Raw genomic sequence first — 12,483 nt, forward strand, 5'->3', positions numbered from 1 at the left:
CATGCTGACCCCGGTCGATCCCGGACCCGCGGTGGTGGCCTGCAACACCTGCCGCTACAGCAAAGAGGCGCGCGACGATGCGGACGGCGTTCGCGGCGGCGCGCGCCTTGTCGCGGCCTTGCATCGCGTGAAGGCCAGCGATCCGCGCTACGCCGGGGTCGCGGTGCAGGAAATGGCCTGCCTGTTCGCATGTCAGGATTATTGCACCATCCATCTGCGCGCGCCCGACAAAGTCGGCTATGTTTTGGGGCGCTTCGACGGCAATGACGACGACGCACGCGCCATAATGGACTATGCCGTCCATTATGCGGCGAGCGAGCATGGCCGCGTGCCCTTTTCGCTGTGGCCCGAAGCTGTCAAAGGCCATTTCATTACCCGCACACCACCACCGGGATTTGTTGCCGAATGACAATTTTTGCGTCCGTCGCTGCTTTCGAAACCGCCCTCGCCGATTTACGTCGGCCCGACCCGCAGGCTGAAGATGCCGCGCGTGAGCGGCAGGCGGTGTTGACCAAGCCGGCGGGGTCGCTGGGGCGGCTGGAGGAGATTGCGGTCTTCTTCGCGGGCTGGCAGGGCGAGGCGCGGCCACAGATCGAACGCGCGCGTGCGGCCATTTTTGCGGGCAATCATGGCGTGACGATCCACGGCGTCAGCGCCTTTCCGGCCAGCGTCACGGTGCAGATGGTCGCGAATTTCGAAAGCGGCGGAGCGGCAATCAACGCGCTGGCAGGCGCGTCGGGGTTGGAACTCAAGATCGTCGCGCTCGACCTCGACCGGCCGACCGCCGATTTCACCGTCGCACCGGCGATGAGCGAAGGCGAATGCCTCGATGCGCTCAACGCCGGAGCCGATGCGGTCACCGATGATCTCGACCTGATCGCGGTCGGCGAGATGGGGATCGGCAATTCGACCGCAGCCGCCGCGCTTTGCGCGCGCAGCTTTGGCGGCGGCGGCGCATCATGGGTCGGCCCCGGCACCGGGGTCGATCGTGATGGCATTGCGCGCAAAACTGACGTTATCGCGCGCGCGCTTGCCTTCCACGCCGACGCACCGGCATCGGCTTTCGAAACCCTAAGCCGCGTAGGCGGGCGCGAGACTGCAGCGATTGCGGGCGCCGTCATCCGCGCGCGGCAGCTGGGCATCCCGGTCGTCCTCGACGGATTCATCAGTTGCTCGGCGGTCGCGCCGCTCGCCGCCGACAATCCCGCAATCACCGACCATTGCATCGCAGGCCATTGCTCGGCCGAACCCGGCCATGCGGGGCTGCTGGAAAAGCTCGGCCTGTCTCCCCTTCTCTCGCTTGGCATGCGGCTTGGCGAAGGCAGCGGCGCGGCGGTCGCAACCGGCGTGATCCGCGCTGCGCTCGCGGCGCACGACCAGATGGCGACCTTTGCCGAGGCCGAGGTTTCGGCGTCGCTGTGAGCGGCTTCACGCTCCATCTGCTGCGCCATGGCGCGCTCGAACAGCCCGGCCTGATGATGGGCCGCACCGACGGAGCCCCGACCGCAGCGGGTATCGCTGCCTGCGTCGCGCAAACAGCGGGCCTTGGCGTCGAACAGCTTATCTCCTCCGACCTCCAGCGCGCGAGCAAGGCGGGCGCCGCAATCAGCGACGCGCTCGGCCTGCCGCTTACCGTCGACCCGCGCTGGCGCGAGCTGGATTTCGGCGACTGGGACGGCAAAGCGAGCGGCGCGGTCGATCAGGGGACGCTCGGCGCCTTCTGGGACGATCCCGATGCCAACCCACCGCCGGGCGGCGAGCGCTGGTCGTCGCTGGTCGCCCGCGTATCGGCGGCGCTGGCGGATATGGTGCCGCAAACCACATTGGTCGTCACGCACGGCGGCGCGATGCGCGCGGCGCTGCACGCGCTGTGCGGCTTCGACCAACGCCAGCTCTGGGCGTTCGACCTGCCCTATGCCGCGCGGCTGACGCTGCAAGTCTGGCCCGGTGAAAAGCCGAACGCGCAGATTATCGGCCTCACTTCATGAAGGGCCTGATCGTCGCGATCCAGTTCCTGACCCGGCTGCCGACCCCCCGCCTGAGCGTGTCGGGCGCCGAGTTCGCGGCGTCGATGCGCTGGTTCCCGGCGGTCGGCCTGGTCGTCGGCGGCCTTGTATCGGCGGGAGGCTGGGCCGGGGCGCATCTTGATGCCTGGACTGGCGCACTTGCGGCTCTGCTGCTGTGGGTCGCCGTCACCGGCGCGCTGCACCTCGATGGATTGGGCGATGTCGCCGATGCCAGCGGCGCGGCGCACAAGGATCGCGAACGCATGCTGGCGGTGCTGTCCGACCCGCATGTCGGCAGCTTCGCAGTCGTCGTGATTGCGATGCAGCTGGTCGCCAAGCTGGTGCTGCTCCACGCGCTGATCGATGCACAGGCCTTTGCCGCCATCGCGCTGATCCCTTTTGCGGCGCGTATCGGACCGCTCGTCTGGTCGCGCTGGTTGCCCGACCTTCATTCGGGGCTGGGGTCGCGCTTTCGCGGAGTGGTGCGGCCGGTCGATTTCGCGGTCTGGACCGCCGCGCTGATTGCCGCCGCCCTTGCATCGCCCTCGCTGCTCGTCACACCGCTCGCCCTCGCAGGCTGGGGCCTCTGGCTGAAGCGCAAGCTCGGCGGCATTTCGGGCGACGGTCACGGCGCGGGCATTGAAATCAGCGAAAGCCTGCTTCTCGCGGCGGCGCTAGTCGCGGTCCATCTGGCATGACCAATCCATGGATGTGGCATGGTGGCGGCGTCGAAGCCGCGAAACGCCATTTCGGCGGCGCCGACTGGCTCGACCTGTCGACCGGCATGAACCCCGATCCCTGGCCCGGCGCCGATGATATCGCGATCGATTGGCAGCGCCTGCCAGACACTGACGCGCTTCGCCGTCTGGAAGAGGTCGCGGCGCGCTTCTTTGGCGTCGCCCCCGAACATGTCTGCGCCGTTCCTGGCACCGAAATCGGCCTGCGCCTGACGGGTTCACTGATCGGCGGCGAAGCGCGATATATGGCCCCCAGCTATCGCACCCATGGCGAGATGATCGCAGATGCAGCCGCGATCGACCGGGCGGGCAGCGAACATCATGACGGCACGCTCATCCTCGCCAACCCCAACAACCCCGACGGCGGCGTGATCGAGGCCGACGTGCTGCACGACATTCTCGACCGGCGCACGCCCGAAAGCTGGTTGCTCATCGACGAAGCCTTTGCCGACCCCGAACCGACGATCAGCCTCGCCGGACTGGTCAGCGATACCCGCAACCTCGTCATCTTCCGCTCGTTCGGAAAATTCTTTGGCCTCGCCGGGGTCAGGCTCGGTTTCGTCCTTGGGCCGCCCTCGATCCTCGATCCGCTGCGCCGCCTGCTCGGCGCGTGGCCGCTGTCCGCCGCGGCGGTGGAGATCGGGACTGCCGCCTATCAGGATGAGGCGTGGATCGCCGCGACCCGCCACCGTCTGCCCGAACAAGCCGCTGCGCTCGACGCGATACTCGCGGGCGCAGGTCACCAGCCGATCGGCGAATGTCCGCTGTTTCGCCTGATCGAGGTGGACGATGCCCAGTCGCTGTTCGAACGTCTTGCCGGCGCCGCAATCCTCACCCGCCCCTTTGCCGACAAACCGCAATGGCTGCGTATCGGCCTCCCCTCCGGCGATGCCACGGCGGCACGTCTCGCGGCGGCACTCGCCCATGGCTGAGCCCATCGCGCTGGCAGCGCTCGCCATCGACGCGGCGTTCGGCTGGCCACAGTCGCTCTATCGCCGCATCGGCCATCCGGTCGGGCTGTTCGCGCGCATCATCGACGGATGCGAGGCGCGGTGGAACCGTCCGGAAACCAGTTTCGCCGCCCGCCGCGCATTCGGCATCCTCACCATCCTCCTGCTCATCCTGCTTGTCGCGTGCAGCGGCTGGGCCATCCAGTCGTGGCTCATCGCCCTCCCCTATGGGTGGCTGTTCGTCGCCATTCTCGCTTGGCCCGCCCTCGCGCAGCGCAGCCTGTACGATCATGTCCGGATCGTGGGTCAGGCACTCGATAGCGGCGACCTTCCCGCCGCGCGCACCGCTGTCGGCGCGATCGTTGGCCGTGATACGGCGGCGCTCGACGAAGCCGGGGTCGCGCGCGCCGCGATCGAAAGCCTCGCCGAAAGCTCTTGCGATGGCGTTGCCGCGCCCTTGTTCTGGCTGCTCCTGTTCGGCCTTCCCGGCATATGGGCGTATAAGGCGATCAACACCGCCGACAGCCTGATCGGCCACCGCGAGGAGCGCTGGCGCGCTTTCGGCTGGGCGGCGGCGCGTATCGACGATGCCGCCAATTTCTTTCCGGCGCGCCTGTCGGGCCTGCTGATCTGCCTCGCCGGGCGCGGCGGATGGCGGAGTTTGTGGCGCGATGCCCGCAAGCACGCCTCCCCCAACGCGGGCTGGCCCGAAGCCGCGATGGCAGGCGCTTTGGGCGTTCGCCTCGCGGGCCCGATCGCTTATGATGGCGCGATGCACGACAAACCCTGGATCGGCGATGGCCGCGCGCAAGCCGGTGCCGACGATATCGACCGCGCGCTGCGCATCTATCTGGGCGCCTGCCTGCTCTTGTGGTTGATCGCCGGAGGCGCGACATGGCTGCGCTGATGCTGCAGGGAACCGGGTCCGACGTCGGCAAGTCGGTACTCGTCGCCGGACTGTGCCGCGCGCTCGTCAATCGCGGCCTGAGCGTGCGCCCGTTCAAGCCGCAGAATATGTCGAACAATGCCGCGGTGACGATCGACGGCGGCGAAATCGGGCGCGCGCAGGCTTTGCAAGCGATCGCCTGCCGCGCCCAACCGCATAGCGACATGAACCCGGTGCTGCTGAAGCCGCAGGCCGACCGCACCTCGCAGCTGATCGTCCATGGCAAAGTGCGCGGAACACTGGGGTCGGGCAATTTTCGCGAAGCGCGCGGCGCGCTGATCGCCGAGGTCATGCAAAGCTATGACCGCCTTCGTGCGCAGTGCGATATCGTCGTCATCGAAGGCGCTGGATCGCCCGCAGAGATCAACCTGCGCGCGGGCGACATCGCCAATATGGGCTTCGCACGCGCCGCCAATGTCCCCGTCATCCTGATCGGCGATATCGACCGCGGCGGCGTGATCGCCTCGGTCGTTGGCACCCGCGCGGTAATCGATGCCGAGGATGCAGCGATGATCCGCGGTTTCCTGATCAACAAATTCCGCGGCGACCCGGCCCTGTTCGAGGATGGCTATCGCGAGATTGAACGGCGCGCAGGATGGGAGGGTTTCGGTGTCGTGCCTTGGCTCACTGCTGCGAAACATCTGCCGAGCGAGGATGCGGTGATTCTCGAACGGCATGCCAAGGCCGACGACGGGCGCATCACCATCGCCTGCCCGATCCTGCCGCGCATTTCGAACTTCGACGACCTTGATCCGCTGAAGCTCGAGCCCGCCGTTCGGCTCGTGATGGTGCCGCCGGGACAGCCTATCCCGGCTGAGGCCGCGCTGGTCATCCTGCCCGGATCGAAGGCGACGATCGCCGACCTCGCGGCGCTGCGCAGCGAAGGGTGGGATATCGACATCCACGCGCACTATCGGCGCGGCGGGTTGATCCTCGGGCTGTGCGGGGGATATCAGATGCTCGGTCGCAGCGTCGCCGACCCGGACGGGATCGAGGGCGCGATGACGATCGCCGAAGGGCTCGGGTTGCTCGACGTCGCGACGACCCTGTCGCCGGCCAAGACGCTGCGACATGTCCGGGGCACTGCCCTTGGCGCGGCGGTGGAGGGGTATGAAATGCACATGGGCAAGACCGATGGCCCCGACACCGCGCGATCGTTCGCGACGATCGACGGGCGCAGCGAAGGCGCAATCAGCGGCGACGGCCGGGTGATGGGTAGCTATTTGCACGGCCTCTTCGCCAGCGCAGACATACGGCGCGCGCTGCTCGAACGCTTCGGTCAGGTTGCGAGCGGCGCAGATTATTGCGCGGCGGTCGATGCCGCGCTCGACGACATCGCGGCCGAACTCGAACGCCATGCCGATATCGACCGGATGCTCGAAATTGCGCAGGGTGCGGGCCGATGACGTCGCACCTGATCCTCGGCGGCGCGCGCTCGGGCAAGAGCCGTTATGCGCAAACGCTCGCCGAAGCCTTTGACGGCGATCTGATCTTCATCGCCACCGGCGAGGCGTTCGATGACGAGATGGCAGAGCGTATCGCGCATCATCGCGCCGATCGCGGACCACGCTGGGATACGGTCGAGGCGCCGTTAGCGCTCGACGAGGCGATCCGTGCGCGTGCGGCGCCCGGCAAATTGTTGCTGATCGACTGCCTGACCCTATGGGTATCGAATTTGATGCACGCCGAACGCGATATCGTCGCGGCGACCGACGAGCTGATCGCCGCAATGGGCGACGCACGAGGACCCGTGATCCTCGTCGCCAATGAGGTCGGACTGGGGATCGTCCCCGACAATGCCCTCGCCCGCCGCTTTCGCGACGAGGCCGGCCGCGTCAATCAGGCGGTGGCGGCCGCGGCGAACGAAGTCAGCTTCATCGCCGCGGGCCTGCCTTTACGCCTGAAATAATCGCTCAGCCTGCGGCAGGAGCTTCCTGCCAGCCGCCGCCGAGCGCGAGGAACAGCGACACGAGATAGGTTCCGCGCTGCTGCTCCGACTGCGCGATGCTTGCCTGGATGCCCGCGAGCGTCCGTTCGGCGTCGAGCACAACCTGGAAATTCTCGCGCCCCGCTTCATAGCGCAGCCGCGCGATCCGCGCCGCCTCGCCCGCTTCGTCCGCCGCGCGGCGCAACGCCGCGAGCCGGTCGAGTTCGCCCGCATAGCGCGCGAGCGCACTCTCGGTTTCCTCGAGCGCGCCAAGCCATGCGCCGTCGAAGGTCGCCAGCGCCGCATCGGCGCCCGCTTCCGCCTGACCGAGTCGCGCACGCGCGACCGCCATGTTGGGGAAATTCCACGAGATCAGCGGCCCGAGCGAGAAGCGGAAGCCGTCAGACTTGCCGAGCCCCGAGATCGAGTCGGCCGCCGATCCGATCGACCCGCCCAGGCTGATACTCGGGTAAAGATCAGCGGTCGCGACATTGACCCGCGCCGCGGCGGCGGCGAGCTGGCGTTCGGCACGGCGAATATCGGGACGCCGCGCGAGCAACGATCCGCCGTCGCCGACGGGAACCGGACGGCCCAGTTCGGGGGCCGTCTGGCATTGCAGCACCACTTGCGGCGCTTCCGCCGGGGGTTTCCCGGTGAGCACCGCGAGGCGGTAGAGCGCCGCCGAGCGCTGGGCGGTGAGCGTCGGGATCGTCGCGCGCGTCTGTTCGAGCAGCGCGCCCGCCTGTCCGGTTTCGAGCCGGGTCGCGCGGCCGCCCTCATAGAGGCGGCGCGTCAGGTCGAAAGTGCGCTCCTGAATACGCAGCGTCTCTTCAGCTACCGCGACCTGGCGATTGAACGAACAGACGTCGGTATAAGCGCGCGTCGTTTCGGCGGCGACGGTGATACGGGTGAGGTCGAACGCCGCCTGCACCGCGTCGGCATCGGCCCGGGCGGCGCGGATCGCGCTGCCGACCCGGCCGAACAGATCGATCTGATAACCGACGTCGAGCCCGACGTTGTAGCTTTCACCCTCGACCGCACCGGTCCCGAGCGGGCTCGGCTGGCGTGCATAGGTACCGCCGGAACTGATACTGGTCGTCGGCAGGCGTCCGGCACGCGACTCGTTCAGCACTGCACGCGCTTGTGCGAGATTCGCCGCGGCAACGCGCAGGTCGGTGTTGGCGACCAGCGCCTGTTCGACCAGCGCGTCGAGCGTTGGATCGGCGAACAGGCTCCACCATTCACCCGGCGGCTGTTCGCCGGTGAAGGCGGGCGACTTGCCGGTTTCGAGGAAGGGCGCCTGCGACGGCGCCGCAGGGGTCGGCGACACATAGGCCGGACCGACCGTACAGCCGGTCAGCGCGAGCGCGCCGACGGCCGTGAGCAACAATGTGCGGGTCATTATGGAGCCTCCAGCGGCGTTTCGTCCGCATTCTTTGTTTTGTTCGCGCCGCGGCGCGCCATGCGATCGCCGAGTCCACGGCAGACGACATAGAAGACAGGCGTGAAGATCAGGCCGAACACCGTCACCCCCAGCATGCCGAAGGTCACCGAAGTGCCCAGCGCCTGCCGCATCTCCTGCCCCGGCCCGGTCGCGATCGCGAGCGGGATGACACCGAAGATGAAGGCAAAGCTGGTCATCAGGATCGGGCGGAGGCGCGACCGCGCGGCATGGACCGCCGCATCGAGCACGTTCATCCCGTCCTGTTCCTCGGCCTGCTTGGCGAACTCGATGATAAGGATCGCATTCTTCGCCGCGAGCGCGATGAGCACGACCAGACCAACCTGCACCAGGATATTATTGTCCATCCCGCGCAAATTGACCCCAAGCATCGCCGCCAAAATACACATGGGCACGATCAGGATCACCGCGAGCGGCAGCGGCAGCGATTCATATTGCGCCGCAAGCACGAGGAAGACGAACACCACCGCAAGCAGGAAGATCAGCACCGCGCCGCTGCCCGCCGCCTTTTCCTGATAGGCAAGGCCGGTCCACTCATAGGTAAAGCCCGACGGCAGCGTCTTGGCGGCCAATTGCTCCATCGCGACCAGAGCCGCCCCCGACGATACCCCCGGCGCCGCCGCTCCCTGCAATTCGACTGCGGGGAACATATTGTAGCGAACGACACGCGTCGGGCCGCTATCGTCGCGGAAGGTTGCGACGGAAGCCAGTGGCACCATCTCGCCCGAGGTCGAGCGGACCTGCAACCGTCCGACATCCTCGATCTTGCTGCGCGACGTCGGCTCTGCCTGTGCGGTCACGCGGAAGGTGCGACCGAGGAAGTTGAAGTCGTTGACATAGGTCGAGGCCAGATAGGTACCGAGCGCGGAGTAAACCTGCCCCGGATCAACGCCCAGCATCAACGCCTTGTCACGATCGACATCGGCAAAGATGCGCGGGCTTCCGGTATTGAACAGCGAGAAGACCTGCGTGACGTCGGGCTCTTCCTGGGCAGCGCCCATCATCGCACCGGTCACCTGCTCCAGCTCGCGATAGCTACCGCCACCGGTTGCCTGAAGCATCATGGTGAAGCCGTTACCGGTGCCAAGCCCCGGCACCGCAGGGGGCGCAATGACAAAGGCATTGGTTTCGGGCAACGCGGCCGCCATGGCGCCCGAAAGCTGCTGCGACAGCGCCACGGCGCTCCGCTCTTTCCCGCGCTCGCCCCAGTCGGTCAGGCGTATGAACATCGTGCCGGCGTTCGACGCGGTCGAGAAACTCGATCCATCGAGGCCCGCAAAGGTCGAAATGCTGTCGACGCCTTCAATGCCGGCCACAACCTGTTGCGCGCGTTTCAGCACTTCGCTGGTCCGGTCGAGCGACGCCCCCGGCGGAAGCTGGACGACGCCGATCAGCACGCCCTGATCCTGATCGGGAATGAAGCCCGTCGGCGTGTCGGTCAGACGCCAGCCGGTAAAGGCAAGCAGCACCGCATAGATGATCAGCATCATCCCCGTCTTGCGCACCAGCGTCGCCGTGGTGCGGCCATAGCGGTCGGCCAGATTATCGAAGCCGGTGTTGAACTTGTCTGCCGCGCGGCGGCCAAAGCGCATGATCGGGTTCTTCGGCTCTTCACGATGGCCGGTTTCGTGCGGCTTCAGGAACAGCGCCGCCATCGCCGGCGACAGCGTCAGTGACGTGAGCAACGAGAATAGGGTCGCCGCCGCAATGGTCACCGCAAACTGCTGATAAAAGATGCCGGGGATACCGGGGACGAAAGCGGTCGGCACGAACACCGCAACGAGCACGAGGCTGATCGCGACCAAGGCGCCCGACACTTCGCCCATCGTCCTATGCGCGGCTTCGCGCGGGCTCAGCCCGTCGCGCATATGCTTTTCAACCGCCTCGACGACCACGATCGCGTCATCGACGACGATCCCGACCGCGAGTACCAGCGCGAACAGCGACAGTGAATTGATCGAATAACCGAGTGCAAGCTGCACCGCGAAAGTGCCGACCAGTGCGACCGGAATCGCGACGATCGGAATGATCGCGGCGCGCCATGTCTGAAGGAAAACGAGGACGACGAGGACGACGAGGAAGATCGCCTCGACCAGCGTTTCCTGCACCGCGGTCACCGATGCCTGGACATATTCGGTCGGGTTGAACGGAATCGAATATTCGAGACCCGGGGGGAAGTCGTCCGAGGCCTTCTTGATTTCCTCCAGCACCAGATTGGCAGCGTTCAGCGAGTTGGCACCCGGCTGCTGAATCACCGCCATGCCGACGCCTTCGCGGCCATCGAATACGCCGCGCACGCCATAATCCTGGCTGCCAAGCTCGACCCGCGCGACGTCCTTCAGCCGGGTGATGGCACCATTTTGGGTGTCGGTCTTGATCACGACGTTCGAGAATTGCTCGGGCGTGACAAGGCGGCCGAGAACTTCAACGGGAAGCTCAAAGGCGGGATTGCCCTTGCCATAGGGTGGGGCGCCGACCGAACCGCCGGCGACCTGTACGTTCTGGCTTTGCAGCGCCGCGATGATTTCGGGCGCAGTCATGTTGCGCGCGGCGGCCTTGTCAGGGTCGATCCACACGCGCATCGAATAATTGCCGCCGCCGAAAATCTGCACGCCGCCGACGCCTTCGAGGCGGAGCAACCGGTCGCGCAGCGTCGAATTGGCATAGTTGCCGACATAGTCGGTATCGACCGCCGGGTCGCTCGACGTCAGCGCGACGATCATCAGGAAGCCGCTTTCCTGCTTGTTCACCTGCACACCAATCTGGCGCACCTGTTCAGGCAAGCGCGGCTCGGCCAGCGCAACGCGATTCTGCACCAGAACCTGCGCGGCATCGAGATCGGTGCCGGGCTGGAAAGTAACCGTTATCTGTGCCGCACCCTGTGTCGAGCTGCTCTGCAGATAGAGCATATTCTCGACGCCGTTAATCTCTTGCTCCAACGTCGCGGCGACCGTTTCGGCGATCGTTTCGGACGAAGCGCCCGGATAAGCGGCATTAATGCTGATCGTCGGCGGCGCGATCTCCGGATATTGGGCGAGCGGAAGCAGCGGATAGGCGAAGGCGCCGATCAGCGTGATGAAGATCGCGATGACGGCCGCAAAGATCGGCCGATCGACGAAAAAACGACTGAAATTCACTTCGCGTCACCCTTGGGCTTGCCGGCGGGGGCAGCGCCCTTCGGCGTCAGCACCTTGCCGTCGGCGGCGATCGTTCCGGCCTCAACCTTCGCGGGCTGGCCCGGCCTCGCGCGCTGGAGGCCGTTCACGATGACCCGATCCTGTTCGGTGATCCCCGAACGGATGACGCGCAGGCCGCCAACGACGGGGCCGAGTTGAACGGGTCGCGCCTGAACGACGTCCTTCTTGCCGATGACATAGACGACGCGGCGGGCACCATCGGTGACGATTGCGGTATCGGGCAGCATCATTGCCGGACGCGGAGCCGATGCCGCAAGCTGGAGCTGACCGAACAGGCCCGGACGCAGCTTGCCATCGGGATTCTGGACTATGGCGCGCACCGCAATCGTCCCCGACCCGCTGCTCAGCGCATTGTCGACGAAATCGATGCGGCCGTTGCGCGTATAGTCGGTTTCGCCCTGCAGGCGAATACGGACTGGCGAACCTTCCAGCTCGTCACCCTGGCGTTCATAGTCGAGCAGGCTCGCCTCCGAACCCTGGAAGGTGAAATGGAGCGGATTGGTCGAAACGATCGTCGTCAGCACCGTCTGGTCGGCGGTGACCGAGTTGCCCGGATCGACGAGGCGCTGCGACACGCGGCCGGAAATCGGCGCGGTGACACGGGTGAAGCCGACATTGAGTTCGGACCCGCGGATCGCGGCGCGGGCAGCGGCGACATCCGCCTCGCCCGTGCGAACCGCAGCGCGGCGTGATTCGACTTCTTCCTGGCTCGCAGCCTGCGACTTGGCGAGCGTTTCGGAACGCGCGAGTTCGGTGCGTGCATTGGCAAGCGTCGCCTGCGAACGCGCCAGCTGAGCGCGGGCCTGATCGAGCGCGGCCTGCGACGGGCGCGCATCAATGGTGAACAGCAATTGCCCGGCGCGGACATATTGGCCGTCGGTGAAATGCGAACGCTGAAGATAGCCCGACGCGCGCGGCCGCACTTCGACGCTGTCGACCGCTTCGAAGCGGCCAACATAATCGTCCCATTCGGTCACTTCCTTCACCAACGGCTTGGCGACCGTCACCGGCAGGGCCGGCGGGCCGCCCTGCGCATCGTCGCTGCCGGAACAGCCGGCGAGCATGAGCGAAAGGAACATCAGGGGCGCGAGAGCTTGGCGCTTCATCATGGCTTTGGATCTTTTCTTGTCTGGGCGGTCCGACACCGGGCAGCTGGGAGGGGGGAGGGAGCTGCCCGATGCCGGGTTGCGGCGATTAGTGTGGGCTCCTTCGCAAGTCAATAGCTGTTGATTTAAATTTCAACGCGTATAAGGGCTAC

11 protein-coding genes are annotated in these 12,483 nt (G+C 66.3%); 8 read left to right on the forward strand and 3 right to left on the reverse strand.

Translation table 11 applies throughout. The features are described from left to right. Position 1 precedes the first annotated feature (1 nt). The 8 genes from CDQ91_RS04235 to cobU are packed head-to-tail and all read left to right on the forward strand — an operon-like array spanning position 2 to position 6,548. A complete protein-coding gene (locus CDQ91_RS04235; RefSeq protein ID WP_088471488.1) occupies positions 2–409 on the forward strand; it encodes a DUF1636 domain-containing protein in 408 nt (135 codons plus the stop codon). Continuing rightward, complete coding sequence (cobT, locus tag CDQ91_RS04240) at positions 406–1,422, forward strand: nicotinate-nucleotide--dimethylbenzimidazole phosphoribosyltransferase (protein ID WP_088471489.1); 1,017 nt, start codon at positions 406–408, stop codon at positions 1,420–1,422. Before CDQ91_RS04235 ends, cobT begins: the two co-directional genes overlap by 4 nt. Continuing rightward, the gene (locus CDQ91_RS04245; RefSeq protein ID WP_088471490.1) at positions 1,419–1,988 is read left to right on the forward strand and encodes a histidine phosphatase family protein; all 570 of its coding nucleotides are present in this window, start codon (positions 1,419–1,421) and stop codon (positions 1,986–1,988) included. The genes cobT and CDQ91_RS04245 overlap by 4 nt, the downstream gene beginning before the upstream one ends. Continuing rightward, positions 1,985–2,704 carry an adenosylcobinamide-GDP ribazoletransferase gene (locus tag CDQ91_RS04250; protein ID WP_088471491.1) on the forward strand — a complete coding sequence of 240 codons (720 nt, stop codon included), beginning with the start codon at positions 1,985–1,987 and terminating at the stop codon, positions 2,702–2,704. Before CDQ91_RS04245 ends, CDQ91_RS04250 begins: the two co-directional genes overlap by 4 nt. Next, on the forward strand, positions 2,701–3,675 hold the full coding sequence (locus tag CDQ91_RS04255; protein ID WP_088471492.1) for a threonine-phosphate decarboxylase: 975 nt from the start codon (positions 2,701–2,703) through the stop codon (positions 3,673–3,675). Before CDQ91_RS04250 ends, CDQ91_RS04255 begins: the two co-directional genes overlap by 4 nt. Beyond that, positions 3,668–4,600, forward strand: coding sequence for an adenosylcobinamide-phosphate synthase CbiB (gene cbiB / locus CDQ91_RS04260; RefSeq protein ID WP_088471493.1), 933 nt, complete (start codon positions 3,668–3,670; stop codon positions 4,598–4,600). The genes CDQ91_RS04255 and cbiB overlap by 8 nt, the downstream gene beginning before the upstream one ends. Continuing rightward, the gene (locus tag CDQ91_RS04265) at positions 4,588–6,045 is read left to right on the forward strand and encodes a cobyric acid synthase (protein ID WP_088471494.1); all 1,458 of its coding nucleotides are present in this window, start codon (positions 4,588–4,590) and stop codon (positions 6,043–6,045) included. Before cbiB ends, CDQ91_RS04265 begins: the two co-directional genes overlap by 13 nt. Beyond that, on the forward strand, positions 6,042–6,548 hold the full coding sequence (cobU, locus tag CDQ91_RS04270) for a bifunctional adenosylcobinamide kinase/adenosylcobinamide-phosphate guanylyltransferase (protein WP_088471495.1): 507 nt from the start codon (positions 6,042–6,044) through the stop codon (positions 6,546–6,548). Before CDQ91_RS04265 ends, cobU begins: the two co-directional genes overlap by 4 nt. Positions 6,549–6,552: 4 nt before the next feature. On the opposite strand, the gene CDQ91_RS04275 is transcribed toward cobU, so the two are convergent. Genes CDQ91_RS04275 through CDQ91_RS04285 form a run of 3 tightly spaced genes read right to left on the reverse strand, consistent with a single transcriptional unit; the run spans position 6,553 to position 12,334 of the window. After that, positions 6,553–7,968, reverse strand: a complete 1,416-nt coding sequence (locus tag CDQ91_RS04275; protein WP_088471496.1) for an efflux transporter outer membrane subunit — start codon at positions 7,966–7,968, stop codon at positions 6,553–6,555. Beyond that, positions 7,968–11,165: an efflux RND transporter permease subunit gene (locus CDQ91_RS04280; RefSeq protein ID WP_088471497.1), complete on the reverse strand. Its 3,198-nt coding sequence runs from the start codon at positions 11,163–11,165 to the stop codon at positions 7,968–7,970. Before CDQ91_RS04280 ends, CDQ91_RS04275 begins: the two co-directional genes overlap by 1 nt. Beyond that, complete coding sequence (locus tag CDQ91_RS04285) at positions 11,162–12,334, reverse strand: efflux RND transporter periplasmic adaptor subunit (protein ID WP_088471498.1); 1,173 nt, start codon at positions 12,332–12,334, stop codon at positions 11,162–11,164. Before CDQ91_RS04285 ends, CDQ91_RS04280 begins: the two co-directional genes overlap by 4 nt. Positions 12,335–12,483: the final 149 nt, after the last annotated feature.

The sequence above is a fragment of the Sphingopyxis witflariensis genome, from assembly GCF_002205635.1.
Lineage (GTDB): Bacteria > Pseudomonadota > Alphaproteobacteria > Sphingomonadales > Sphingomonadaceae > Sphingopyxis > Sphingopyxis witflariensis.

Coding starts and splice junctions, on each gene's coding strand:
- CDQ91_RS04255 (WP_088471492.1), top strand. CDS start 2,701: ATGACCAATCCATGGATGTGGCATGGTGGCGGCGTCGAAGCCGCGAAA.
- CDQ91_RS04275 (WP_088471496.1), bottom strand. CDS start 7,968: ATGACCCGCACATTGTTGCTCACGGCCGTCGGCGCGCTCGCGCTGACC.
- CDQ91_RS04265 (WP_088471494.1), top strand. CDS start 4,588: ATGGCTGCGCTGATGCTGCAGGGAACCGGGTCCGACGTCGGCAAGTCG.
- CDQ91_RS04235 (WP_088471488.1), top strand. CDS start 2: ATGCTGACCCCGGTCGATCCCGGACCCGCGGTGGTGGCCTGCAACACC.
- cobU (WP_088471495.1), top strand. CDS start 6,042: ATGACGTCGCACCTGATCCTCGGCGGCGCGCGCTCGGGCAAGAGCCGT.
- cbiB (WP_088471493.1), top strand. CDS start 3,668: ATGGCTGAGCCCATCGCGCTGGCAGCGCTCGCCATCGACGCGGCGTTC.
- CDQ91_RS04285 (WP_088471498.1), bottom strand. CDS start 12,334: ATGATGAAGCGCCAAGCTCTCGCGCCCCTGATGTTCCTTTCGCTCATG.
- CDQ91_RS04250 (WP_088471491.1), top strand. CDS start 1,985: ATGAAGGGCCTGATCGTCGCGATCCAGTTCCTGACCCGGCTGCCGACC.
- cobT (WP_088471489.1), top strand. CDS start 406: ATGACAATTTTTGCGTCCGTCGCTGCTTTCGAAACCGCCCTCGCCGAT.